The 24616-nt window shown below is 40.5% G+C and carries 25 protein-coding genes; 21 read left to right on the forward strand and 4 right to left on the reverse strand.

Going from position 1 to position 24616, the window contains the following annotated elements; translation table 11 throughout:
* The first annotated feature begins 35 nt into the window (after positions 1 to 35).
* The 13 genes from GD441_RS07360 to GD441_RS07420 all read left to right on the forward strand — a co-directional run bounded on the left by GD441_RS07360 (position 36) and on the right by GD441_RS07420 (position 14484).
* Complete coding sequence (locus GD441_RS07360; RefSeq protein WP_153125271.1) at positions 36 to 521, forward strand: PepSY-associated TM helix domain-containing protein; 486 nt, start codon at positions 36 to 38, stop codon at positions 519 to 521.
* Between the two features lie 29 nt (positions 522 to 550).
* Positions 551 to 1072, forward strand: a complete 522-nt coding sequence (locus tag GD441_RS07365; RefSeq protein ID WP_153125273.1) for an MFS transporter — start codon at positions 551 to 553, stop codon at positions 1070 to 1072.
* Entirely contained in the window at positions 1072 to 1734 is a 663-nt protein-coding gene (locus tag GD441_RS07370) for a PspA/IM30 family protein (RefSeq protein WP_153125274.1), read from the forward strand. The genes GD441_RS07365 and GD441_RS07370 overlap by 1 nt, the downstream gene beginning before the upstream one ends.
* Positions 1735 to 1861: 127 nt before the next feature.
* Positions 1862 to 2806: an efflux RND transporter periplasmic adaptor subunit gene (locus GD441_RS07375; RefSeq protein WP_153125276.1), complete on the forward strand. Its 945-nt coding sequence runs from the start codon at positions 1862 to 1864 to the stop codon at positions 2804 to 2806.
* Positions 2806 to 3537 (forward strand): ABC transporter ATP-binding protein, encoded by a 732-nt coding sequence (locus GD441_RS07380; RefSeq protein ID WP_153125278.1) that lies wholly within the window; start codon positions 2806 to 2808, stop codon positions 3535 to 3537. Before GD441_RS07375 ends, GD441_RS07380 begins: the two co-directional genes overlap by 1 nt.
* The gene (locus GD441_RS07385) at positions 3534 to 4700 is read left to right on the forward strand and encodes an ABC transporter permease (RefSeq protein ID WP_153125280.1); all 1167 of its coding nucleotides are present in this window, start codon (positions 3534 to 3536) and stop codon (positions 4698 to 4700) included. The genes GD441_RS07380 and GD441_RS07385 overlap by 4 nt, the downstream gene beginning before the upstream one ends.
* Positions 4701 to 4909: 209 nt before the next feature.
* Positions 4910 to 5578, forward strand: a complete 669-nt coding sequence (locus GD441_RS07390) for a response regulator transcription factor (RefSeq protein ID WP_153125282.1) — start codon at positions 4910 to 4912, stop codon at positions 5576 to 5578.
* Positions 5579 to 5636: 58 nt separating this feature from the next.
* The gene (locus GD441_RS07395; RefSeq protein ID WP_153125284.1) at positions 5637 to 6875 is read left to right on the forward strand and encodes a sensor histidine kinase; all 1239 of its coding nucleotides are present in this window, start codon (positions 5637 to 5639) and stop codon (positions 6873 to 6875) included.
* 325 nt (positions 6876 to 7200) lie between these two features.
* Positions 7201 to 7431, forward strand: a complete 231-nt coding sequence (locus GD441_RS07400; RefSeq protein WP_153125286.1) for a CsbA family protein — start codon at positions 7201 to 7203, stop codon at positions 7429 to 7431.
* A gap of 398 nt (positions 7432 to 7829) precedes the next feature.
* Entirely contained in the window at positions 7830 to 9809 is a 1980-nt protein-coding gene (gene uvrB, locus GD441_RS07405) for an excinuclease ABC subunit UvrB (protein WP_153125288.1), read from the forward strand.
* A 9-nt stretch (positions 9810 to 9818) separates the two neighbouring features.
* A complete protein-coding gene (uvrA, locus tag GD441_RS07410; RefSeq protein WP_153125290.1) occupies positions 9819 to 12692 on the forward strand; it encodes an excinuclease ABC subunit UvrA in 2874 nt (957 codons plus the stop codon).
* A 360-nt stretch (positions 12693 to 13052) separates the two neighbouring features.
* Positions 13053 to 13364, forward strand: coding sequence for a magnetosome magnetite crystal formation protein family (locus tag GD441_RS07415; RefSeq protein WP_153125292.1), 312 nt, complete (start codon positions 13053 to 13055; stop codon positions 13362 to 13364).
* A gap of 16 nt (positions 13365 to 13380) precedes the next feature.
* A complete protein-coding gene (locus GD441_RS07420; protein WP_153125294.1) occupies positions 13381 to 14484 on the forward strand; it encodes a DUF4097 family beta strand repeat-containing protein in 1104 nt (367 codons plus the stop codon).
* A gap of 364 nt (positions 14485 to 14848) precedes the next feature.
* Here the strand turns inward: GD441_RS07420 and GD441_RS07425 are convergent, their stop codons facing one another.
* A complete protein-coding gene (locus GD441_RS07425) occupies positions 14849 to 15562 on the reverse strand; it encodes an N-acetylmuramoyl-L-alanine amidase (protein WP_338091704.1) in 714 nt (237 codons plus the stop codon).
* A gap of 272 nt (positions 15563 to 15834) precedes the next feature.
* Here GD441_RS07425 and hprK point away from each other — a divergent pair, with 272 nt between their 5' ends.
* From hprK to GD441_RS07450, 5 genes are all read left to right on the forward strand, one after another.
* Positions 15835 to 16770, forward strand: a complete 936-nt coding sequence (gene hprK / locus GD441_RS07430; RefSeq protein WP_153125298.1) for an HPr(Ser) kinase/phosphatase — start codon at positions 15835 to 15837, stop codon at positions 16768 to 16770.
* 188 nt (positions 16771 to 16958) lie between these two features.
* Entirely contained in the window at positions 16959 to 17771 is an 813-nt protein-coding gene (gene lgt / locus GD441_RS07435; RefSeq protein WP_153125300.1) for a prolipoprotein diacylglyceryl transferase, read from the forward strand.
* Positions 17772 to 17860: 89 nt separating this feature from the next.
* On the forward strand, positions 17861 to 18808 hold the full coding sequence (locus GD441_RS07440; RefSeq protein WP_153125302.1) for a nucleoside recognition domain-containing protein: 948 nt from the start codon (positions 17861 to 17863) through the stop codon (positions 18806 to 18808).
* Positions 18798 to 19451: a pyrophosphatase PpaX gene (gene ppaX, locus GD441_RS07445; protein WP_153125304.1), complete on the forward strand. Its 654-nt coding sequence runs from the start codon at positions 18798 to 18800 to the stop codon at positions 19449 to 19451. Before GD441_RS07440 ends, ppaX begins: the two co-directional genes overlap by 11 nt.
* Before the next feature lie 45 nt (positions 19452 to 19496).
* The gene (locus GD441_RS07450; RefSeq protein ID WP_153125306.1) at positions 19497 to 20060 is read left to right on the forward strand and encodes an acyltransferase; all 564 of its coding nucleotides are present in this window, start codon (positions 19497 to 19499) and stop codon (positions 20058 to 20060) included.
* 111 nt (positions 20061 to 20171) lie between these two features.
* Here GD441_RS07450 and GD441_RS07455 read toward each other — a convergent pair whose 3' ends face one another.
* Positions 20172 to 20339 carry a hypothetical protein gene (locus GD441_RS07455; RefSeq protein ID WP_153125308.1) on the reverse strand — a complete coding sequence of 56 codons (168 nt, stop codon included), beginning with the start codon at positions 20337 to 20339 and terminating at the stop codon, positions 20172 to 20174.
* 125 nt (positions 20340 to 20464) lie between these two features.
* Between GD441_RS07455 and GD441_RS07460 the strand changes: the two genes are divergently transcribed.
* Positions 20465 to 20701 (forward strand): hypothetical protein, encoded by a 237-nt coding sequence (locus tag GD441_RS07460; RefSeq protein WP_153125310.1) that lies wholly within the window; start codon positions 20465 to 20467, stop codon positions 20699 to 20701.
* A gap of 198 nt (positions 20702 to 20899) precedes the next feature.
* On the opposite strand, the gene GD441_RS07465 is transcribed toward GD441_RS07460, so the two are convergent.
* Positions 20900 to 21550, reverse strand: a complete 651-nt coding sequence (locus GD441_RS07465; protein WP_153125313.1) for a class D sortase — start codon at positions 21548 to 21550, stop codon at positions 20900 to 20902.
* Between the two features lies 1 nt (position 21551).
* Entirely contained in the window at positions 21552 to 22541 is a 990-nt protein-coding gene (locus GD441_RS07470) for a processed acidic surface protein (RefSeq protein WP_191992122.1), read from the reverse strand.
* A gap of 255 nt (positions 22542 to 22796) precedes the next feature.
* Here GD441_RS07470 and GD441_RS07475 point away from each other — a divergent pair, with 255 nt between their 5' ends.
* Positions 22797 to 23981 (forward strand): ATP phosphoribosyltransferase regulatory subunit, encoded by a 1185-nt coding sequence (locus tag GD441_RS07475; RefSeq protein WP_225434166.1) that lies wholly within the window; start codon positions 22797 to 22799, stop codon positions 23979 to 23981.
* Positions 23981 to 24616 carry an ATP phosphoribosyltransferase gene (hisG, locus tag GD441_RS07480; protein ID WP_153125319.1) on the forward strand — a complete coding sequence of 212 codons (636 nt, stop codon included), beginning with the start codon at positions 23981 to 23983 and terminating at the stop codon, positions 24614 to 24616. The genes GD441_RS07475 and hisG overlap by 1 nt, the downstream gene beginning before the upstream one ends.

Genomic DNA, 24616 nt, shown 5'->3' on the forward strand with positions numbered 1-24616 from the left:
TCTTTCGCGAACTAAGTTGATTTGGAGGAAAGAAAATGAAATTCACAAGGAAAGTACATTTATGGATCGGATTGATTACATCTTTGTTTTTGCTCATTGAGGCGTTAACAGGCTTACTGCTTGCAGAACCATGGCTTATTGGACAATCTCAACCGAAAGACCGGATGGAAGGAGAGAGGTTTGAAGCAAGAGGTGAGATGTCTGGAGGAAGCAATTTTTTAAACGGAGAAGCTGGTCAAGCCTTACCTAATAGTGGCGAGATGACTGGCGAGGGCAATGTTTTGAATGGAGAAAATGCTAGAGATGCTGGTCAGGTTTTTCCTAAAAAAGAAGATCAAAATTCTTTCTTTGGATTCATTCGCGGGCTTCATGAGGGGAGACTCGGTGAAGTAGATATCCGATGGATGATTGATGTAGCGGCGATCAGCATGATTATTTTGACGGCTACAGGAATTTACTTATCAATCAAAATACTAAAAGCAGAAAGCAAAAGGAAAAAAAGAGCGTCCGAATTAACATGAAGTGAAGCTCTTGAAAGGAGGTGATACGCATGAAAGGAAAATGGAGTAGGTTTTTTCTTCTAGCAGGAGGATTGATTGTTCTTTTTGCCAGCATTAAGCTGTTTGTTTCGATGGGGCATTTCACACATCAAAACGTTATGAATCCGGGTCCTCGTGGTCATCATTTCGGACACAGGGGCGGTGTTATGCATTTCGGCGGACAAGCTCCTCTAATGCACCATCCAAAAGGAATGTATCCAATTTGGGGAAGCTTTTGGATGCTAGCGCTGATCTTGAAATTGGGTGTAATTCTTACTGGTTTGATCGTGTGGAAAATGGCAAAAGAAAATCGATTCTTGAAATGGTTTGGAGGGCTTTTATTTGTAGGAGGCGTATACTTCCTGCTACCGACAGCTCTCGGGATTCTATTTTTACTTGTTGTGGCTTATGTGCTATGGAAGTCAACAACTAGAAAGGAAATGATTTTTGCCCATGAAGATCATGTGAATGCGGGTTATACGATCGATTATCTCGATGAATGGGAAAAGAAGATTCGTAAGGAGGAAACCTAATGGCTATTTTTAAAAGAATGAAAAGCATCGCTTTATCAGATATTCACCGAATGTTGGATAAAATGGAAGATCCACTATCAATGATGGACCAATACCTCCGTGAAATGGAGGAAGAAATTAGAAAAGCGGAGGAAGCCTTGGCACAACAATTATATGTGGAAAGAAGATTTGAACGGATGATTCAGCAAACAGAAGAGACGATTCGCAAGCGCACCAGGCAGATGAATCTAGCAGTTGAGCGAAATGAAGATGATATAGCTAAGCTGGCTATTCGTGAAAAAATGATATATGAAAAAAGATTGAAAGAGTACAAGGAGCAAAAGGAGAGCATACATCAGCAAACCAAAACGTTGTCGGAAGCGATTAAATCCCTTATTGAGAAATATGAAGAGCTGAAGCAAAAAAAGCTCGTCCTTTTATCAAGGGCAACGGTCGCACAAACGACTGCACAAATTCAGCATGCAGTTGTGTCTTTCAATCCAGAAAATATAGTAAAAGGCTTCTCTCGAATCGAAGAGCAGATTATGAAAATGGAAGCAAAGGCCAAAGCGAGCCAAACCTTATTTGAGAAGCATCAGGAACTCGAACAAGATCCCCTTCTGCAGCAAGACATTGAAAAGGAATTGGAAAAACTGAAACAGGAGCGCAGCCAGACTGCGTAATTGCTTGAGAGTGCAGAACTACCTGCACTCTGTTTTTCATAAGAGCGGAGAATGGATCGTTGTAAAGCATGCTTCTTCATAATGGATTTATGCGCTGGCCAAATACCAATGAAAAGGAGAGTAAAGGATGAAAAAATGGTTGGTTATTGGGATTGTTGTTATTGCTTTAAGTCTGGCAGGAGGAATTTTTTATTTGAAAAAGGAACCGCAGGAGACGATGGCTCAAACGCCTACAGCTGCTGTTGAAAAAGGAACATTAGAGGTTAGAGTGAGTGGATCTGGATCAATCGAACCAGTGAACAGTGAAGATTTGATGGTGGATGAAGTGAAGGAAGTAGACGAAGTGCTTGTATCCCTAAATGATGAAGTGAGTGAAGGTCAAGAGTTGATCACATTTACTGACGGAAGTGATTCTATTACTGCTCCTTTTAGTGGCACGATTACAGCCCTCGATGTGGAAGAGGGGGACAATGTTACTCCGGAAAAGGTCGTTGCTCATCTTACGGATTATAAAAGTTTACAAACGGTCATTTCTGTAGATGAATTAGATGTATCAAAAGTAAAAGTCGGACAGACCGCATCTATCATCGCTAATGCGTACCCTGAAGAGGATTTCTCTGGAAAAGTGACCGACATTGCTCGGGAAGGGACCTATGAAAATGGTGTATCGACTTTTTCCGTAACCATTACGATCGATCAGCCTAAAAGCCTAAAGGTTGGGATGTCGGTGGAAGCTAGTATCCTTGTGGAAAGCAAAGAAAATACTTTGTTGCTCCCCATTGAAGCGGTACGGAAGCAAGGTGACCGTAAATACGTGTTCGTTCCGCAAGAAGGTGAGGATGCTGTAACCACTGTCCGCAAAGAAGTGAAAACTGGATTGGCAAACGAGAGCTATATTGAAATTACTGAAGGTTTAGAAGAAGGAGAGATCGTTCAGCTGCCGGCCATAACCACTAGTTCACAGCAGCAAGGACGTAATGAAAACATGTTTATGCCAGGAGGAATGATGCCAGGAGGAGGTATGCAAGGCGGAGGTATGATGAGACGAGATCAAGGAGGGACAAACCGCTGATGAGTGCTCTTATTCAAATGGAAAACATGTATAAGTTTTATAAGCTCGGAGGTGAAACGATTACCGCATTGAAGGATGTTTCACTTACCGTTGAAGAGGGAGATTTTGTCTCGATTATCGGTCCATCAGGTTCAGGTAAATCGACATTTATGAATATAATTGGCTGCTTAGATAAGGGGGATTGTGGAACCTATTATCTTGGTGGAAAAGAGGTTAATAGCTTAAATGACCGGGAATTAGCAGTGATTCGAAATAAGAAGATTGGTTTTATTTTTCAAAGTTTTCATTTGCTCTCAAAGCTTACAGCATTAGAAAATGTGGAGCTTCCGTTACTATATCGTGGTGTGGACGCTAAGCTAAGAAAAAAAATGGCGCTAGAAAGTTTGGAAAAGGTAGGGCTAATAGACAGAGCTTCTCATTATCCAAACCAGCTCTCAGGAGGACAGCAGCAAAGGGTTGCGATTGCCCGTGCACTCGCCGGCAAACCACCGCTGCTTTTGGCAGATGAGCCTACAGGGGCTCTTGATAGTAAAACGAGCAGTGAAATCCTTGGGATTTTGACAGATTTGAATAAAAAAGGTCACACGATTTTGGTCATCACACATGATCACAGTGTGGCTCGCCAAGGGAAGCGGATTGTGCATATTAAGGATGGAGAGCTTACGAGTGACGAACGGCTTTTTGAAGGATTAGAAACTGAAATAGTGATCGGAGGAGGGAGGATCTCATGAAGCTATTGCCACTTTTCAAAATTTCACTCCGGAGCATTCGCGGTAACAAGCTTCGCTCTTTCTTGACTATGCTTGGCATCATTATTGGGGTGGCTTCGGTTATTGTATTAATTTCCATTGGGCAGGGATCGAATAAGCAGGTGGAATCACAAATTAATCAGCTTGGCACGAATTTGATTACCATTAGTGTGTATGGTGGAGAGGAAAGCCTGTCAATGGCTGATTTTGAAAAGCTCTCTGGAATAGATGGAGTGGAGTCTGCTTCCCCAACCATTAGTGGGAGGTTAAACGTGAAAAAAGACAACCAATCAGGACAGGTGACCATGATTGGTACAAACGAGGCTTATAAGGACATTAGAAATTTAGACGTTGCGCAAGGAAGATTCATCACAGATCTGGATGTTGAACTGTATCAAAAGGTAGTCGTACTCGGCAGCGACACGGCAGCCAACTATTTTTCCGGAAGCAATCCTGTAGGAGAAACCCTTCGAATTGAAGGAGTGTCTTATAAAGTGATCGGCGTTCTCGCTTCAAAAGGGACCTCTATGGGTCAAAGTGGGGATGATGTCATAATATTACCACTGACAACGTCGCAACGGGTTTCAAAAAATACTAGCATCAACACGGTATTGCTTCAAGCCGAGTCGGAAAACTTGCTAAATGCTGTCATGATGAGAGCTCAGGTCGAGATGAGCACCATTTTACCCAACGGAGAAGACAGTTATAGTGTAAACAACCAGCAGGATTTGATGGAAACGATGAGTTCAGTGACAGAAACGTTTACGCTTTTACTTGCCGGTATCGCAGGGATTTCTCTTCTTGTGGGTGGAATCGGCATTATGAATATTATGCTTGTGTCGGTTTCAGAAAGAACAAGGGAAATCGGCATTCGAAAAGCGATTGGTGCAAAACGAGCTGATATCGTGTGGCAATTCATGATTGAGGCGGTAACATTAAGCGCTCTCGGTGGTTTAATGGGGATTGCACTAGGGCTAGCGGGGGCAAAGCTTCTTTCCGTAACGGCAGGAATGACAATCGCCTATTCGGTACCCGTCATCGGAATGGCCTTCTTGTTTTCTCTTTTGGTAGGGATTGTTTTCGGTATTCTCCCGGCAATCAAAGCCTCAATGCTTCGACCGATTGAAGCTTTAAAATTTGAGTAGATGAATGTTTAGGAAAAAGAAAGAGTCAAGAGCATAAATAAAGTTTTGCATAATCAGCTTGAATCTCCCGAAATCCATTCTTTTAGTAACGAGGAGCATCTAAAAAGAATCATACCCGATTCAAAAATCTGCAAAATTCCTCCAGGCGCATGTTTTCTATAGTATGATAGGATTAATAAAGATTTTTGTGGGGGAGCTGAAATACTAGCATGAGAATTCTAGTTGTGGAGGATAATATCACGCTGCTTTATTCCATCAAGGAGCTATTGTCAAGCAGTTTTACTGTCGATGTAGCTTCTGATGGGGAAGAGGGATTATTCCTTGCACTCCAAAATATATATGATGCGATTATTCTAGATGTCATGCTTCCCGGAATGGATGGCTTTCAGATCATTCAAGAGCTCCGAAAAGAAAATATTAAGACACCTGTCTTATTTTTGACAGCAAAAGATGCTTTGGAAGATCGTGTTCGTGGTTTGGATTACGGGGCCGATGATTACTTGGTCAAGCCATTCCAGGCTCCTGAGCTAGAGGCTCGTCTTCGCGCCCTGCTCAGAAGAAGCGGGAGCTTAACGACCAAACAAACCCTCTGTTATAAGGGGATTGAACTGCATGGTCGGGAAAAAGAAATTACCATCGATGGACAGCCTGTAAAACTAACCTTAAAACAATACGATTTGCTTGAATTTTTTATTCAGAATAAAGGTAGTATTTTAACAAAGGAACAAATTTTTGACCGAATATGGGGTATTGATTCTGACACTTCTGTAGGAGTTGTAGAGGTTTTTACTCATCATCTCAGGAAAAAGCTGGAGCCGTACGGATATGATAAAGACATTCAGACGGTTAGGGGCATTGGCTATATGCTTGGTGATTAAGAAAAAGGATGCCGGGTTCGAAATGATCGTTTAGCAGAATAGAAAAGAGGAGAGCAGGATGTTTCAAAAAACACGGATTAAGCTGACGCTACTAAATTCAATCATTTTTATTTTCATCATCGGAGCTTTGGCATCCGTTATTTTTTCCTATATAAAAGTACAATTGTACCAGGATTCCGATGAAGATCTTCAGCGATTGATGATCCGGTTTAATGAAATGGCTGAGAGCGGTTTTATTCCGCTGGATCCAGATCTAGGGATACCCTCCTATATTCGCGATCCGCGCATCACCATGCTCATATGGGATGAAAACAACAATGTTGTGGATATTTCAGGAAGCGGCACCCTATTTTCTGCTCATAAAGAAAGCTTTGTTCCGAAAAAAAATAACCGTATTGAGGAGAAGTCTGCTGAAGGCTATTATTTTCGGACCATATCGGACACCTTCCAAACCGAGATTGGAACCATTAAGATTCAGCTCTTGAGAAACGTCAATTCAGAACAGGAATTTCTTAGTCGCCTTCAAATCGTCATGACGGTTGGAAGTGTAATGGGAAGTTTAGTTGCTATTGTGGCTGGATTTTATTTGGCAGGCAGGGCGTTTGTGCCAATTAAGGAGGCTTGGGGCAAGCAACAGCAGTTTGTGTCAGATGCCTCACATGAGCTAAGAACGCCTCTTGCAGTCATTCAGTCTCGGTCGGAACTCCTGCTGCGCAATCCCCAAGCAACTATTCAGGAAAAAGCCTCTGATATCTCAGTTATAGCTAAGGAATGCAGGCGTTTGACAAAACTGGTGAGTCATTTATTATTGTTGGCACGGTCCGATTCTAACAGCATCGTAATTGAAAAAAAGCTGTTTTCACTGAATGAACTTCTTGGAGAAATCGAAGAAAATTATGCTGAACTGGCAATGATTCAAGGAAAAAATCTTCACGTTCATTGTGATCCTGGAATGATGATGATCGGCGACAAGGAAAAAATCCATCAGCTGATCGTCATCCTGCTTGATAATGCAATGAAGTATACGGATGATCAGGGTGAAATCATACTCATCTGTAAAAAAACAGGTAGTCAAATTGAAATGATTGTCCAAGACAATGGTATAGGAATTTCCAAAGAACATCTGCCTAAAATTTTTGACCGTTTTTTCCAGGGCGAGCAAAGCCGAACATCGTCTGAAGGTGCTGGACTCGGCCTTTCTATTGCGAAATGGATTATTGAAAAGCATAACGGAAAAGTCAAAGTCGATAGCACACTTGGAAAGGGCACAACCTTTAAAATTCTATTTCCAATCTAAATGATGCTGTCCTATAACTTCTGCTTTTAATAGGATTGTCAGCCTCTTTGTGTTGGGACAGCTTTTTTTGAAATGGGAAACCTCTTGAATGAAAAAATGCTAGTGTACCAAATGGGTATCGACTGCCTAAAGTGGTTATGATCTGTAATAACACGTGCACTCTTTTACAACATCTATCTAAAAATTCGTTAATGAGCTTAATAGACTAAATCCATATATCGACCTAAAAATTTATAGAATTTACATGAAAAACGAAATAAGCTTATAATTATGGAGAAAGTTCACCCTATAGGTTGAATCGAATAACGGAAAAGGAGCGATAAAAATGATTCAAATTATGTCTGCACTGATTTTTCCTGCGCTGCTTGTGCTACTCTTTACAAGAGTCACATATAATCATTTCGTTGGCTTGGCTTTGACAGTCGCTCTTATTGCGGCTTCTGTTTATAAAGGCTATACAAATAGCTGGCTACTAATCATTATCGATGCATTTTCTCTAACACTTGGTTTATTTTTATCGATCCGATTGATACGGAAAACGCCTAGAAGCGCATAGCTCTTAGGCGTTTTTTAGCATTATAAAAGGAAGTGTTCATCTTCATTTGAGCGGAAAACTTTCTGATTTAAGCGAAATTCCTTAGCATTTAAGCTAAACTTCCTCTGATTTAAGCAAAACTCCATCTGATTTAAGCGAAACCACTCTCCATATAAGCGAAACTCCAAAAACGAGGCAAATGGTTCAAGTAAGAAGACAAGATTCTAGGAGAGGAGCGATTTTTTAGTTTGATAGAAAGTCCATCTCCACCAACAAAAACAAAATCGAATAAACGTTCGCTTTTTATTGGTTTGTTTGTAATGGTTTGTGATAGAATGTGTATATATGGAAAAAATGAACGTATATGTACGGATTATATGGGATTGATATGATGAAGGAACAGTTAGGAGGCTTCTTTTGTGAAGGACCAATTCGAGTTAGTATCTAAATACTCCCCACAAGGCGATCAGCCCGAAGCGATTCGAAAGCTTGTGGAGGGTGTCCGAAACGGTAAACGGCATCAAACGTTGCTGGGTGCTACAGGAACGGGTAAAACGTTTACGATTTCCAATGTAATAAAAGAAGTAAATAAACCAACTCTTGTGATCGCTCACAACAAGACACTCGCCGGGCAGCTGTACAGTGAATTCAAGGAATTTTTCCCAAACAACGCGGTCGAGTATTTTGTCAGCTACTATGATTACTATCAGCCAGAGGCATATGTTCCACAAACCGACACATTTATTGAAAAAGATGCCAGCATTAATGATGAAATAGATAAGCTTCGCCATTCTGCGACTTCCGCTTTGTTTGAAAGAAAAGATGTCATTATCATTGCCAGTGTTTCATGCATTTATGGCTTAGGTTCACCTGAAGAATATCGTGAGCTAGTTGTCTCTCTTAGAGTGGGTATGGAAATAGAGAGGAATCAGCTTTTACATAAATTAGTCGATGTACAATACGAAAGGAATGACATTGACTTCAAGCGTGGAACGTTTCGGGTACGCGGCGATGTTGTGGAGATTTTCCCAGCTTCCCGTGACGAACATTGTATTCGCATTGAGTTTTTCGGAGATGAGATTGATCGAATTAGAGAAGTAGATGCTCTGACAGGTGAAATTCTCGGGGAGCGGGAGCATGTCGCAATTTTCCCGGCTTCCCACTTCGTAACGCGTGAGGAAAAAATGAAAATCGCCATTGAAAATATCGAAAAAGAACTGGAAGAGCGGCTTGCGGTATTAAGGAATGAAAATAAATTGCTAGAGGCGCAGCGCCTTGAGCAAAGAACTCGATACGATTTAGAAATGATGAGGGAAATGGGCTTTTGCTCAGGCATTGAGAATTATTCAAGACATTTGACATTGCGTCCGCCAGGCTCTACCCCTTACACACTTTTGGATTATTTTCCGGAAGACTTCCTGCTTGTGGTCGATGAGTCCCATGTAACGCTCCCACAAATTAGAGGAATGTACAATGGTGACCAGGCCAGAAAGCAAGTGTTAGTGGATCATGGATTCCGATTGCCTTCTGCATTGGATAACCGTCCTTTGAGGTTCGAAGAGTTTGAGGAGAAAATTAAGACCGCTATTTATGTATCTGCAACACCGGGACCATACGAGCTTGAACATTCACCAGAAATGGTTGAACAAATCATTCGTCCAACTGGCTTGTTAGATCCAACCATCGATGTTCGTCCAATCGAAGGGCAAATCGATGACTTGATCGGCGAGATTCAAGAGCGTATTAAGAGAAATGAAAGAGTGCTTGTTACAACTCTTACGAAAAAAATGGCCGAGGACTTGACGGATTATTTAAAAGAGGTCGGAATCAAGGTTCAATACTTGCATTCCGAGATAAAGACATTAGAACGAATCGAAATCATCCGTGAGCTGCGACTAGGAAAATACGATGTGCTGGTGGGGATTAACCTTCTCAGAGAAGGATTAGATATCCCAGAGGTTTCGCTTGTGGCGATTCTGGATGCTGACAAAGAAGGATTTTTACGATCTGAACGTTCGCTAATCCAGACCATAGGCCGTGCGGCTCGTAATGCGAATGGCCATGTTATCATGTATGCAGACCATATAACAAAATCGATGGAAATTGCGATTAATGAAACGAAACGTCGTCGAGAAATCCAGGAAGCATATAATAAAAAGCACGGAATTGTACCAAAAACCATACAGAAGGATATTCGCGATGTCATAAGGGCAACGCATGCAGCAGAAGAGCAGGAAGCATACACGCCTTCTGTCAAGCTTGATAAAATGACGAAGAAGGAACGCGAGAAGTTGATTGAACAAATGGAAAAGGAAATGAAGGAAGCTGCAAAGGCATTAAATTTCGAAAGAGCAGCCGAGCTTCGTGACTTAATTTTAGAGCTGAAATCGGAAGGATGACTTTAAACGATGGCAATGGAAAAAATCATTGTAAAAGGAGCAAGAGTCCATAATTTAAAAAATATTGACGTCACGATTCCAAGAGATCAGCTTGTTGTGCTGACGGGTTTATCAGGTTCTGGGAAATCTTCGCTTGCTTTTGACACCATTTATGCAGAGGGACAGAGACGCTATGTTGAGTCCCTATCTGCCTATGCCCGTCAGTTTTTGGGGCAAATGGACAAGCCGGACGTAGATGCGATTGAAGGTCTGTCGCCGGCCATTTCGATCGATCAAAAGACAACAAGCAGAAATCCCCGTTCAACTGTTGGAACAGTGACGGAAATATATGATTATTTACGTTTATTGTTTGCACGTATTGGAAGGCCAACGTGTCCAAACCACAATATTGAGATTTCCTCTCAAACGATTGAGCAAATGGTTGATCGAATTTTGGAATATCCTGAACGGACAAAGCTGCAGGTGCTTGCTCCAGTTGTGTCTGGCAGAAAGGGAACACACGCCAAGACATTAGAGGAGATCAAAAAGCAAGGCTATGTGCGTGTTCGGATTGACGGTGAAATACATGATCTCAGCGAAGAGATTGAGCTTGAGAAAAATAAAAAACACTCGATTGAGGTCATTATTGACCGGATTGTTATAAAAGAAGGCATTCAAGCGCGTTTGTCTGACTCTATTGAAAGTGCGCTTAAGCTCGGTGACGGGAAAGTAATCATTGATATCATTGGAGAAGAGGAGCTGCTTTTTAGTGAGCATCATGCCTGTCCAATTTGTGGATTTTCCGTACCTGAGCTAGAGCCGCGCATGTTTTCGTTTAACAGTCCTTTTGGGGCATGTCCGGAATGTGATGGCTTAGGATCTAAACTGGAAGTAGATGTAGACCTTGTCATTCCAAACAAAGAATTATCTTTAAGACAGAATGCCATTGCCCCGTGGGAACCGACAAGCTCTCAATTTTACCCTCAATTGTTGGAAGCTGTCGCCAACCATTACGGAGTAGATATGGATACGCCGGTTAAAGACCTTCCGCCTGCTCTCCTTGATAAAATTCTATATGGATCAAAAGGAGAAAAAATCTATTTCCGATACGTAAACGACTTTGGGCAAGTGCGTGAAAATTATATTGAATTTGAGGGTGTTATTCACAATATAGAGAGACGCTACAAAGAAACAAGCTCCGATTATATACGTGAGCAAATGGAAAAATACATGGCGCAGCATCCTTGTCCAACTTGTAAAGGATATCGTCTAAAGCCGGAAAGTCTTTCTGTTTTGATTCAAAAGCAGCACATTGGTCAGGTGACTTCACTTTCCATAGAGGATGCGAATACATTTTTTGAGCAGCTTGAGCTTACCGAAAAAGAACAGAAAATCGCCAACCTTATATTAAGGGAAATTAAAGAACGTCTGGGCTTTCTGGCAAATGTCGGCTTAGAGTATTTAACATTAAGTCGTGCTGCTGGAACCTTATCGGGCGGAGAAGCCCAGCGAATCAGACTGGCTACTCAAATCGGTTCCCGATTGACAGGTGTACTTTATATCCTTGATGAACCATCCATCGGTCTTCATCAACGGGATAATGACCGATTGATTGAAACGCTCAAAAGCATGCGTGACATTGGAAATACGCTAATTGTAGTTGAGCATGATGAAGATACCATGCTTGCAGCCGATTATTTAATAGATGTAGGACCTGGAGCAGGCGTTCATGGAGGAACCATTGTGTCAGCTGGAACTCCTGAAGAAGTGATGAATGATCCTAATTCATTAACAGGACAGTATTTATCTGGCAAAAAATTTATTCCGCTGCCGATCAAAAGAAGAAAAAGTGATGGGCGATTCATTGAAATTAAAGGAGCTGCAGAGAACAACTTGAAAAATGTCTCTGTTAAGTTCCCACTTGGCACCTTTATAGCGGTTACGGGTGTTTCAGGCTCAGGTAAAAGTACCTTAATTAATGAGATTCTTCATAAAGCATTGGCACAAAAGCTGCACCATGCCAAAACAAAGCCTGGAGAGCATAAAGAAATGAAAGGCATCGAGCATTTAGATAAGGTCATTGATATCGACCAGTCACCAATTGGCCGAACTCCTCGTTCGAATCCAGCTACTTACACAGGAGTTTTTGACGATATTCGCGATGTCTTTGCTGCCACGAATGAAGCAAAGGTTAGAGGGTATAAAAAAGGCCGATTTAGCTTTAACGTAAAAGGCGGACGTTGTGAAGCCTGTCGTGGTGATGGAATCATCAAGATTGAAATGCACTTCTTACCTGACGTATATGTCCCTTGCGAGGTATGTCATGGGAAACGATATAACCGAGAGACACTGGAAGTGAAATACAAAGGAAAGAACATTTCTGAAATATTAGATATGACAGTAGAGGATGCACTAGAGTTTTTTGAAAATATCCCGAAAATCAAAAGAAAGCTCCAAACGATTGCTGATGTAGGTTTGGGTTATATCACGTTAGGACAGCCTGCGACAACACTATCCGGCGGGGAAGCCCAGCGTGTGAAGCTCGCATCAGAGCTGCATCGACGCTCAACAGGTCGTTCGTTGTATATTTTGGATGAGCCGACAACAGGACTGCACGTGGATGATATATCTAGACTTCTTGTTGTGCTGCAGCGCCTAGTTGAGAATGGCGACACAGTACTCGTGATTGAGCATAATCTCGATGTCATTAAAGCGGCTGATTATATTATCGATTTAGGACCGGAAGGCGGAGAAAAAGGCGGTACAATTATTGCAACTGGTACGCCAGAAGAGGTAGCTGAGGTAGAAGCCTCCCATACAGGCCGCTATTTAAAACCGATTCTCCAACGTGATCGCCTAAGAATGGAAAAGCTTATAGAGGAAAAAGAACACGAGCGTGTTTAATTCACACATAAATAGAAGCTGACCGAGCTAATTCCCTTAGGGGTTATTGAATATTGTAAACAGGAAAAATGTTTACGATATTGCAGTAACTATAGACGGGAGACAGCCACTTATGGGTCAGCTTCTTTTTGTTTATTGTCTAAAATTTATTGTCCCATTCTTTGACAGCATTCAACAAGGTAGCATCTAATCAAACGTTTAATTAAAAAGTGCCGAAGCTCAATATTTCCATGGAAATAAAAAAATAATCCATAAAAATCATGTCAGAAAAAATGTCGAAGTTCATCAATGGGACTTATGAAACTTTATTTCAAATGAAGCGTAAATAATGATGGGTTGATGAAAAAGGAGTGCATAGAAATGGAATCAAATAAAGTATTGTCAGCTTTAAGTTATATGAGTGTTTTATTTGCACCGTTTTTGGTACCGATTATTATTTATTTTGTTACAGTAGACACGGGTGTAAAGAAGCATGCTAAAAGAGCATTTTTATCCCATCTGATCCCTCTTATTGGTGTTCCGCTTGTATTAGGGGCATTATTCTATGATTTAAGCTCAGAAACTGAAATTCCATTCTTATTTTTGGGTGCAGCTGTTTTAACAGGATTGATTTCATTAATTGTTGGAATTTGGAATATAGTGATAGGAATCAAGATTTTGGTAAAACAATGAAAGAGGAGGAGTAGTCATGAACGAGGAAAAGAAAAGGATTTTGGAATGGGTCAAAGAAGGAAAGCTATCGACGGATGAAGCATTGACCATTTTAGAGGAATTCGAAAAGGCAAACATCAATAAGCAGGAAAAAGAAAAAGAAATTGTAACAGAGCTTTCAACTGTAGTGAATTATGAGGAACAAGATCAAAAAGAAGAGCCTGTTTATAATAAATTCCAGTCAGCTAAGGATAAATTATTTGATATTGTGGATAGCGTCCTTAAAAAGGTGAAAGAGCTTGATTTGACACAATCTGTTGAGCTTTCCCATATTTTTCACCAGCCAGATGTATCGTTCAAAGATATCGACATTGATATCGCAAACGGAAAAACGGAAATCATTCCTTGGGAGAATAATGATGTCCGAATAGAATGCGAGGCAAAGGTTTATCGAACAAAGGACGAAAGGGAAGCGCGAAAACAGCTGTTGAATGATACGAGATTTGAAATTCAAAATGATCGTTTGCAATTGATCGTTCGTCAAAAGTGGATGAAAATGGATACGAAAATATTTATTCCTCAAAATGATTATCATAAAATCCGCGTTCGTCTTTTTAATGGTTCATTATTTGCAGAAAATGTAAAAGCAGAAAGTATAAAAGCAAGATCAGCTAACGGTAAATTAAATCTTCAAAGAGTTCTTGCGGAGGACGGAGAATTTGAAACAGCAAATGGCAACATTACGCTTAATGGTGTAAGCTTTAAGAAGCTAGAAGCAGAGACAATAAATGGCGCTATTCAGGGAGAAGGGCATATCATCTCAGGAGACCTTCAAACTTTTAACGGAAGTGTGAAATTTGAGCTAAAGAACCGTTCTGCTGAAAGCTTGCATGCAAAAGCGGTAACGGGAAGTGTAGAGTTGATCATTCCGGAGGATCTGCCAGCAGAGGGTGAACTGAAATCCAATCTTGGTGGCTTTAACTTGGATTTGACGGGAATTCAAGTTATAGAAGAAAAAAATGAGCTTGCTCAAAAACAGCTGAAATTCAAAATGATTCAATCGTCGTTTCAGAATCTGAATATCTTTGCAGATTCGAAGACAGGTTCGATTACTGTGAAAAGAAGTCATGCTGAGTCGTAAATCATGATTGGCGATTTGTTACTACTTATGATTTTCGTTTAGCCGTTTCATTATTTTCTAATAGGCAGGCTTTTTCTAGGTAGGCAAATTGTGCTGATATTGTATTGACGGGTAATTATGTGCAAAAAGTAAGACCATTGGAATTTTTTGCTCCGATGGTCTATTTTATTGCTTTATGTAGGAAAAATAGTAGCTTTACGGTCATTTTTAAGGGTACCGTCTAAAGATAAAGTACATCAAGTAGACTGGAAACCTTCATTTAAGCGGAAAATTTAGTGATTTAAGCGAAACCTCTTTTGATTTAAGCGGAAGTTCAAAATCGAGAACAGAACAATGTATGTTGTTTCGCAAGAATCGAAAAGAATTATTTTTTTTCAAATATAACCATAGCCTTGTAGCCAGCTTTTTTAAGCTGCTCAGCAAGAAAATCTGCGTTTTTCTTATCGTTGAAGGCTCCAACTTGCACTTTGTACAGGCCATTTTCTTGTGGAGGGAGGGGAGACAAAATAGCATTCACCTTTTCAAGTCCATACGCTTCAGCAATTCCTTTTACGATCGCCTCTGCACACTTTTGTCTGTACGAATCTGAGCGAAGAAGCTTAATTTCTTCTTTGTTTGTCATAAAACCGCATTCAATCAATATGGATGGCATAGTGGTTTCTCTTAAAACATGAAAGTTTGCCGTTTTGACTCCGCGGTCTTTTAACCCAGTGGCAAGGATTAGGTTTTTGTGAACGCTATTTGCAAGTTTAACAGCTTCTGCAGGTTTCCTAGTATGAATAAAGGTTTCAATACCTTCAGCACTATTCCAACCTCCGCTACCAGAGGCGTTAGCATGAATCGAAATTAGTAGATTTGCCTTTAAAGCGTTTGCTTGTTTTGTCCGAGTTTGCAAAGGTATATCTTTCACGTCTGAGTGCGTAAAATAGACCTCTACATTTATGTATTGAGATAATAGTTTTTTCGCATAGTTGGCAACCATCCGATTAAATTCATATTCTTTCATTCCATCCGGACTTCTTTTTCCAGGAGTGTCATACCCATGTCCAGCATCCAACACAATTTTCAAATGATTCACCCCATTTACAGCTTGTCTACTCACATTATATGAAGATGTACAAGCAGGGGGTTGTACATATGAATGAAAAATCTACTAAATTATAAAATTAAACATACTACCTATACGAGTAATAATAGAATTTATCATCTACTATAGATTATTTTTTGCTCTGCTATTGCCACGTTTTTGTTTATACTAAAGAGGAAAAGAGGTTTGGTTCCCAAAAAATACATGCTAAAATGAAAAGAACTGATGAGATATACATACATCTCCTAAAGGAGGAGCTTACATTGCCAAAAGTAAGAACAAAAGACTTGATGGAAAAATTTGATCTTGAGCTGATCAGCGGTGAAGAAGGGATCAACCGTCCCATTGTGACGAGTGACCTTTCTCGACCAGGATTAGAAATCGCCGGTTTTTTTGAATATTATCCAGCAGAACGTCTCCAACTTCTTGGAAAATCGGAGCTTACCTTTTTCGAAAAATTAAGTAACCAAGAGCAAAAAAACCGCATGGAAATGCTTTGCACGGATATTACTCCGGGTATTATTATTACAAGAAATCAGGAAGTTCCCGAAGAATTGATTGAGGCGTCAGAAAGGGAATCCGTTCCGGTGCTTCGTTCTAAGATGAAAACAACACGCTTGTTCAGTCATCTTACAAACTATTTGGAGAGTAAGCTTGCACCGACGACTGCCGTTCACGGTGTATTAGTTGATATTTATGGGATTGGCGTTCTTATTACTGGAAAAAGCGGTGTAGGAAAAAGTGAGACAGCCTTGGAATTAGTCAAACGAGGTCACCGTCTTGTAGCGGATGATTGTGTAGAAATCAGGCAGGAAGACCAGGATACATTGATTGGAAGCGCTCCAGAATTAATCGAGCATCTTCTCGAAATCCGTGGTCTAGGCATTATTAATGTTATGACTCTTTTTGGAGCGGGAGCTGTGTTAAGCTTTAAGAAAATTTCATTAATCATTCATTTGGAGCTTTGGGAAAAGAATAAACATTACGATCGGTTAGGGCTTGATGACGAAACGCAGAAAATCATTGATACGGAGATTCCAAAGCTAACGATACCAGTGCGTCCAGGCCGTAACTTAGCCGTCATTATCGAAGTAGCAGCCATGAACTTCCGCTTAAAGAGAATGGGAATGAACGCAGCTCAGCAATTCTCAAATAAGCTTTCCGAGGTCATTGAAGAAGGAGATCACGAGGATCTTTAAGAAAGGGAATGTATAGTTAAAAGTCTTGGCGGGTTTAAAGCGAAGTAATCCTGAATCACCGAACTATAATGGTGATGATCATGTTCTAGTGGTTTATCATAACACCGCAATACGATCATCATTTATGAATACAGGCAAATACATCCGCCAACTACCTATTATGTAAAAAGGGAGAGGTATAAGAGAATATGGAGAGTGAGATTAAACCGCTTAATCCAATTGCGATTGATCTTGGTCCATTGCAAGTGCATTGGTACGGGATCATCATTGGAGTAGGGATATTATTAGGATTGTTGCTTGCCATGCGTGAATCGGAGAGAAGAGGCCTGGAGAAGGAAACGTTTTTGGATTTAATTTTATATGCTGTTCCGATTGCCATTCTGTCTGCCAGAATCTATTATGTTATTTTTCAATGGGATTATTATTCTCAATACCCTGGAGATATCATCAAAATATGGAATGGAGGCATCGCTATTCACGGTGCTTTAATCGGTTCTGTCATAACAGCCGTTGTGTTTGCAAAAAAACGAGGCATATCGTTTTGGAAGCTTGCTGATATAGCAGCTCCTAGTATTTTGCTAGGTCAGGCAATCGGTCGTTGGGGAAACTTTATGAACCAAGAAGCACATGGCGGCGAGGTTAGCCGTTCCTTCTTGGAGGGACTGTATTTACCGGATTGGGTGATCAATCAAATGTATATCAACGGTACATACTATCACCCTACTTTTTTATATGAGTCCCTTTGGAATTTTATAGGGGTAATGGTACTTCTGTTCCTGCGTAAAGTGAATCTGCGAAGAGGAGAGCTGTTCTTATCCTATGTCATTTGGTATTCAATCGGACGCTTTTTTGTTGAAGGGCTCCGTACGGACAGCTTAATGTTAACGGATACGCTTCGAATTGCCCAAGTGATTTCCATCGTGTTAATCCTTCTAGCAATTGGACTCATAGTATTTAGAAGAGCAAAGGGCTATGCCAATAAGCGATATTTAGAGTCTTAAATAGAGGGGTAAGAAGAGGATGTCCCATGGCATCAGATGGATTGCACGATTCAAAAAAAGTTTTGGCGTGCGTGAGTAGGGGGAAGAGGATGAACAAAGATACGTGGAAAAAAGGGTTGAAATCAGGTCTTAAAACAACATGGACACTTGGAAAAGTTATTTTTCCTGTAACATTTATTGTTTCCATATTAAGATATACCCCCATTTTGGATTGGGTAGTGAAAATGATTGCGCCTGTGATGAGTATATTCGGTCTTCCTGGTGAAGCGGCTATTCCACTCGTTTTAGGGAATTTTTTAAATTTATATGCTGCTATTGGGGGAATCCTTTCTCTTGAAATGACTGTAAAGGAAGTTTTTATAATCGCTGTTATGCTGTCATTTTCACACAATATTTTGGTCGAAACAGGAGTTGCCCTGAGGGTTGGAGTAAAGCTCTGGGTGATTTTGGTTGTGAGGTTTGGTCTTGCGATGTTATCGGCAATCGTGATCAACCTTGTTTGGCAAGGAGGAGACAAAATTGCAAAATATGGCCTGGTTGGCAATGGGGATGAAACTGTAAATGGTTTGGGTCCAATTGTATGGAAGGGGATGGAAAAAGCCGCACTTGGGGTGCTTCAGCTTGCCATTATTGTGATTCCATTGATGATCATTATTCAAATTTTAAAGGACTTAAAATGGATGGAGCTTTTTTCAAAAAAGATGGCTCCAGTAACAAAATTGTTAGGCATGAAAGAAAATACGTCGCCTACTTTGGTGACGGGATTGGTAGTAGGATTGGCTTATGGAGCTGGAGTTATGATACAAGCCGTTAAAGAAGATGGTGTGAGCAAAAAGGACGCTACATTGGCCTTCATTTTTCTGGTTGCCTGCCACGCTGTTGTGGAAGATACGTTGATCTTTATACCATTGGGCATTCCTGTGCTGCCTTTATTTTTCATTCGATTGATTGTGGCCATATTATTAACAGTGACCGTCGCATTTTTCTGGAACCGTGTTGAGCTAACGAAAGGAAATGATGCAACTTATGAGCACTAACATTACAACTGTTCTTTTTGATTTGGATGGGACTCTTATCAATACGAACGATTTGATCATTGCGTCGTTCACTGAGACACTTAATCATTATTATCCTGAACGATATAAAAGGGAGGATATTTTACAGTTTATCGGTCCTCCTTTATATGACTCTTTTTATTCAATCGACAAAGAACGGGTAGACGAGATGATTGTTCGTTACCGTGAGCATAATTTGAAGCATCATGATCTCCTTGTAAAGGAATACGAGGGAGTATACGAAACGGTAGAAGCTTTACATAAAGCGGGATATAAATTAGGGATTGTTACGACAAAAATTAGAGATGTCGTACTGAGAGGCTTAAAGGTAGGACGTTTGGAGCGTTTCTTTGATGTAATTGTAGCATTAGATGATGTGAAAAAAGCAAAACCCGACCCGGAGCCTATTTTAAAGGCGTTGGAGCAGCTAGATTCCTCCCCAGAAGAAACGATTATGGTTGGAGATAACCACCATGATGTGCTGGCAGGAAAAAATGCCGGGACGAAAACAGCGGGTGTAGCATGGACTATTAAGGGAAGAGAGTATTTGGAAGAGTATAAACCGGATTATATGTTGGAAAATATGAAGGATTTGCTTAAGATTTTGCAAGTAAAAGCACAATAAAATTGTATAGGTCGTCTGAAGAGGATGAGAGTAGCGGAGGGAACCATGAGAAGGACAAACAGGTACCCTGTTAAAGGGGCAAACTCATTGTGGCATGTATATAAAACAGTACCATTTTGGAAGGTGGTCAAAAATTTCATTGTTATTCAATTGGCCCGCTACACCCCTTTTTTGGGAATGAAAAATTGGATGTATCGCCGACTTTTAGGAATGAAGGTTGGAGATCAAACCTCTTTTGCCTTGATGGTCATGCTAGATATCATGTTTCCAGAGAAGATTTCGGTCGGACGGAATTCAGTTATTGGCTATAACACAACGATTTTAGCTCATGAATACCTCATCCGTGAATATCGATTAGGGAATGTTGAGATTGGTGATGAGGTGATGATAGGCGCTAACACGACAATTTTGCCTGGAGTGAAAATCGGGGATCGAGCCATTGTTTCTGCGGGCACACTTGTACATAAGGATGTACCGCCTGGAGCATTTGTTGGAGGAAATCCAATGCGTATTATTTACACAGAAGAACAACTAGCGGAGCGTTGGAAGGACGATCCGATTTATCAGGATATGTATAAAAAAGAAAAAGCTGATTCTCAAAGTCGATGAATATATCGTACTCATCCAATACTTGTCAGTCGAATGTATCGGTCAATAGGAGCTCGAGATCGGGTCGATAATCCGAAATTTCATTGTAATTAGGAGCTGGAGACCAGATCGCTAATCCAATATATCGGTCAGTTTGGCCGATATATTGGTCGGCTTTTCTAAAAAATCGGTCGCTTTTGGACTTTCGCTTAAATCAAAAGAGGTTTCGCTTAAATCAGGTGGAATTTCGCTTAAATCAATTAACTTTTCGCTTAAATCATGATTAATTACGAAGCGCAAACAGTGTCCTGTCCTCTCATCAGGAGCAAAATATCGGTCGTCGTTCAGATATATCGGTCGTCAAAAATAAAATATCGGTCATCGTTCAGATATATCGGTCGTCAGGAGTAAAATATCGGTCGTCGTTGAGATATATCGGTCGTCAGGAACAAAATATCGGTCGTCGTTCAGATATATCGGTCGTCAGGAGTAAAATATCGGTCGTCGTTGAGATATATCGGTCGTCAGGAACAAAATATCGGTCGTCGTTCAGATATATCGGTCGTCAGAAGCAATATATCGGTCATCGTTCAGATATATCGGTCGTCAGGAGTAAAATATCAACCGTCAGCCAGAAATATCGTTCAATCCTCAAATACTGACACGATCTTTCGAGAAATAAAATAAGAGGGTGCCCATCACTGAACGGGGGTGTCCGAAAAGGGAAACTTCATTAAAAATTGAAAATCAAGAATGTTGATATATCAATATTCTTGAACATAAAAAGGGGCTTCCAAAAGCCGAAAATTCGACTTATTGGAGAGCCCCTGTTCATACTGTTGGATGACCCTCTTCCAATTTTAAGGCTTGTCAGCAGCGTATTTCGTACTAGCCAGCTCAGCTACCAGTACATAACGCTCAGGTGCGCTACCTATATAATCAAAAGGATAGCAAGTCGTAAGTGTCAATGTAGCTTTTGGCTTAGGGACGATTACGGTTCTGTCATCCTTGTCCACGATTCGCACCTTTTTCACTTTATAGGTGAATTCTCCCGCACTGGTTTTGGCAACGAGTAAATCTCCTTTACCAACCTTTCCAAGCTGGCGAAACACTGTGTCCCGATGACCTGATAGAACAGAGTTATCTTTTTCACCAGGTAAGACGGATCCGGCAAAGTGACCTACTCCTTTTTCCAGATCGTCTTCATCTGTACCGTGATAAATAGGGAGTGTTTGATCGAGTTTAGGAATGTATAATTCACCGATGAGCTCCCCTTTCTCCGGTTTGACAGGATATAAAGGGGTGTTGTTTTGTTTTACCGGAACGTTTTTCTCTTGTTTAGAAGTTTCCTCAACAGCTTCTACCTTCACAGCTTTATTCCACTGAAACATTCCGTATCCTAAAAGCAATTTAAAAGCATTAGAGCTTGTAAAATATAAACCGAAGCCTAGTAAAAAAGCACCCACAATCAAATATGTTACTCTTTTTTTGTTCGGCTTGAATCTTTTCATGTTACTTCAGTACTCCAGCTTTTTTAATAAATAAGAAAGATGCGCTCATTAACATGACACCAAATAATAGCTGTAATGCGTAATTTCCTGCTGTTTCCGGCATTTTTGCACCTTTTACAGTATGAGATACAGGAGAGATTTTTTCCGCAGCTTTTTGAATGTCTTTCCCAGTTTCTGTAATGATTTCTGAACCAATCATATCAGGCGTCAAATTTAAGTCTAGAAGAAGATTTCCGTTTAAGTCATATACCTCAATGAATAGAGATGCACCTTTAGCATCTTCTAGCTTCATAAGGGCTGCCATAGAAATCGGGGTTTTGACTCCATTCTCCACAAGATAAAACTTGAAGTCCAACTGTAATAGGTCGGTAATTTCATTAAAAATGCTCATTATTTCAGAAATTTGTTCAGCTGTTAACTCAGTAGCCGTTTCAAACTCTTCAAATTGCATCATTTTTTCGGAAAGAGCCATTAATTGATCAAGAACTGTCGGATCTGCTTCTATAACTCTTGCGATATGTTCAAAGAACCTTGTCAATTCCTCTTCATTTAGGTCAAGCATACTAAAAAGCTCGTCCATTTCAGCAAGCATTTCCTCATCCATTTCTCCGATCCCTTGTTCGAACAGGATGAAATCCTCAACTTCAGAAATAAAAGGAAACACATCTTCAATTTTTTCGTTCTCTTCCATTTCACCGTATTCGATCAGTAGCGCCTTTAGTTCTTCATAAGTCATGTCATATTCTTGAAGAAGAGCTACTAGGTTTTCCGGAGTCATCGGATCGCCAAGAAAATCACGGAGCTCTGAAACGTTTTCAAAATCGGCTAAAGTAAAATCATAGGAAGCTAAATAATCTACCAATTCTTCCTTTTCCATTCCAATGGTAGAAAGATAGTTTTGCAGCTCTGTCTCATCTACTGCCGCATATGTAGTCATTTGGAACGGTAAAACCAATAATAGAGCGAACATGAAAATCATCCATTTTTTCATGTTAAACATTCCCCCTTTGTAATAAAAATTCCAAACTAATTATAAGCTCTACAATCATAAATAAATATAGGACAAAAAATGGAAAAAAGGATTTTCTTGATCCACTCATTGCTGCTTGACTTGGAAGAAAAAGGGGTATACACTACTTATAACTTCACTTTGCTAATATATTAGCGAACTAAAGTATTTTGAATTTAATGAATTTTTCGGTTAATATATTTTTATAGTTTTAATGATTTTGACGTGATGAGGTGGATGAGTGTGACGAAGCTTTTTATGTTTGAGAAGCCTTTGGGAATGCGGGACACATTGCCGGTTTTATATGAAGCAAAAATGAATACACGAAACCGAATGATGAAGGAAATCCAAGGCTGGGGCTTTCAATTTCTTGAAACACCCGCTTTAGAATATTATGAAACGGTTGGCGAGGCGTCTGCCATTTTGGATCAACAGCTTTTTAAATTACTGGATCAGCAAGGCCATACGCTCGTGCTTCGTCCAGATATGACGGCTCCCATTGCACGGGTTGCTGCTGCGAAGCTTTTGAAGCAGCATTCTCCTCTTCGGTTGGCCTATTCCGCTAACGTGTACCGTGCCCAGCAGCGTGAAGGAGGAAGACCTGCTGAATTTGAACAAATCGGTGTGGAATGTATCGGTGATCCTACCATTAGCGCAGATGCAGAAACGATTACACTTCTCGCGTCTGCCCTTGAAAAAGCTGGACTTCAGCATTTTCAAATATCTCTTGGACACATTGGTTTTGTGCAGGATGTTTTCATCAACATTCTAGGCAATGAAGAACGGGCAAGCATTTGTAGGAAATTCTTATATGAAAAAAATTATGTTGGATATAGGGAGCACGTTAAATCCCTGCCTCTGTCATCCATTGATAAAGGAAGACTGCTACAACTCCTTACATTAAGAGGGAGAGAAAATGTTTTAGAAAAGGCTGAGGGACTACTTGAAGAAAATCAAGGCAAGCAGGCTTTGAACCAGTTAAAAGAATTGTGGCAGCAGCTAAAAGAATATGATGTGGAACACTTCGTCACGTTTGATTTAACGCTTGTTAGTCATATGAGTTATTATACCGGAATACTTTTTGAAATATATGCAAATAACATTGGTTTCCCAATTGGGAACGGGGGAAGATATGATAGGCTGTTTGAAAAATTTGGCTGGAATTCACCTGCTACGGGGTTTGCCATTCGCATCGATCGTCTATTAGAAGCGTTGGGTGAACCCGAGTCGTTACAGCCGATTTCTTGCATTCTGTTTAGTTTAGAACGAAAAAAGGAAGCGATTCTTACCGCTAAGGAAATGCGGTCAGAAGGGAAAAGGGTCGTTTTGCAGGACATCAACGGCGTATCCGATCTTGACTTATTTACTAAGTCTTATGCACAGGTTGAGTATTTCCTTGGTACAAGAAAGGAGGAGAGTTGATGAAGCAATTTTTAACGATTGCTATGCCAAAGGGACGGATATTTGAAGAAGCCGTCGAATTGTTAAGGAAGGCTGGCTTACAGCTTCCTCCTGAATTTGATGATTCCAGAAAGTTAATTTTAGAAGTACAGGATGAAAATTTACGCTTTATTTTAGCGAAGCCGATGGATGTTGCTACGTATGTAGAACAGGGAGTTGCTGATATTGGGATTGCTGGGAAGGATGTCATGATGGAAGAAGAGCGTGACGTTTATGAACTTTTGGATTTAAGGATCAGCAAGTGTTATTTAGCTGTAGCGGGACTTCCTCAAACCAAGATGAGTGACGTGGCACCTAAAGTAGCAAGCAAATATCCAAATGTAGCATCAAGCTATTTTCGAGAACAAGGCGAGCAGGTGGAAATCATTAAGCTGAATGGGTCCATTGAATTGGCGCCCATGATCGGTCTAGCCGAAAGGATCGTGGATATTGTTTCTACCGGGCAAACATTGAGAGAAAACGGGTTAGTAGAGTATGCAAAAATTGCTGAAGTAACATCGAGATTGATTGCTAATCCGGTCAGCTATCAAGTAAAAGAGGAACGTATTACGGAGATTGTCGATCGGTTAGCCGAAGTCATTAGCGTGATGGAATAA

Origin of the sequence: Peribacillus tepidiphilus, assembly GCF_009466385.1 — a bacterium.
Lineage (GTDB): Bacteria > Bacillota > Bacilli > Bacillales > DSM-1321 > Bacillus_BN > Bacillus_BN tepidiphilus.

Bases quoted from the DNA above. Each gene is read 5' to 3' on its own strand.
- hisG (WP_153125319.1), top strand. From the start codon at position 23,981: ATGAAGCAATTTTTAACGATTGCTATGCCAAAGGGACGGATATTTGAA.
- uvrA (WP_153125290.1), top strand. From the start codon at position 9,819: ATGGCAATGGAAAAAATCATTGTAAAAGGAGCAAGAGTCCATAATTTA.
- GD441_RS07385 (WP_153125280.1), top strand. From the start codon at position 3,534: ATGAAGCTATTGCCACTTTTCAAAATTTCACTCCGGAGCATTCGCGGT.
- GD441_RS07380 (WP_153125278.1), top strand. From the start codon at position 2,806: ATGAGTGCTCTTATTCAAATGGAAAACATGTATAAGTTTTATAAGCTC.
- GD441_RS07400 (WP_153125286.1), top strand. From the start codon at position 7,201: ATGATTCAAATTATGTCTGCACTGATTTTTCCTGCGCTGCTTGTGCTA.
- GD441_RS07440 (WP_153125302.1), top strand. From the start codon at position 17,861: ATGAACAAAGATACGTGGAAAAAAGGGTTGAAATCAGGTCTTAAAACA.
- GD441_RS07395 (WP_153125284.1), top strand. From the start codon at position 5,637: ATGTTTCAAAAAACACGGATTAAGCTGACGCTACTAAATTCAATCATT.
- GD441_RS07390 (WP_153125282.1), top strand. From the start codon at position 4,910: ATGAGAATTCTAGTTGTGGAGGATAATATCACGCTGCTTTATTCCATC.
- ppaX (WP_153125304.1), top strand. From the start codon at position 18,798: ATGAGCACTAACATTACAACTGTTCTTTTTGATTTGGATGGGACTCTT.
- GD441_RS07375 (WP_153125276.1), top strand. From the start codon at position 1,862: ATGAAAAAATGGTTGGTTATTGGGATTGTTGTTATTGCTTTAAGTCTG.
- GD441_RS07475 (WP_225434166.1), top strand. From the start codon at position 22,797: ATGAGTGTGACGAAGCTTTTTATGTTTGAGAAGCCTTTGGGAATGCGG.
- GD441_RS07470 (WP_191992122.1), bottom strand. From the start codon at position 22,541: ATGAAAAAATGGATGATTTTCATGTTCGCTCTATTATTGGTTTTACCG.
- GD441_RS07415 (WP_153125292.1), top strand. From the start codon at position 13,053: ATGGAATCAAATAAAGTATTGTCAGCTTTAAGTTATATGAGTGTTTTA.
- GD441_RS07370 (WP_153125274.1), top strand. From the start codon at position 1,072: ATGGCTATTTTTAAAAGAATGAAAAGCATCGCTTTATCAGATATTCAC.
- GD441_RS07450 (WP_153125306.1), top strand. From the start codon at position 19,497: ATGAGAAGGACAAACAGGTACCCTGTTAAAGGGGCAAACTCATTGTGG.
- GD441_RS07365 (WP_153125273.1), top strand. From the start codon at position 551: ATGAAAGGAAAATGGAGTAGGTTTTTTCTTCTAGCAGGAGGATTGATT.
- lgt (WP_153125300.1), top strand. From the start codon at position 16,959: ATGGAGAGTGAGATTAAACCGCTTAATCCAATTGCGATTGATCTTGGT.
- GD441_RS07465 (WP_153125313.1), bottom strand. From the start codon at position 21,550: ATGAAAAGATTCAAGCCGAACAAAAAAAGAGTAACATATTTGATTGTG.
- GD441_RS07420 (WP_153125294.1), top strand. From the start codon at position 13,381: ATGAACGAGGAAAAGAAAAGGATTTTGGAATGGGTCAAAGAAGGAAAG.
- GD441_RS07360 (WP_153125271.1), top strand. From the start codon at position 36: ATGAAATTCACAAGGAAAGTACATTTATGGATCGGATTGATTACATCT.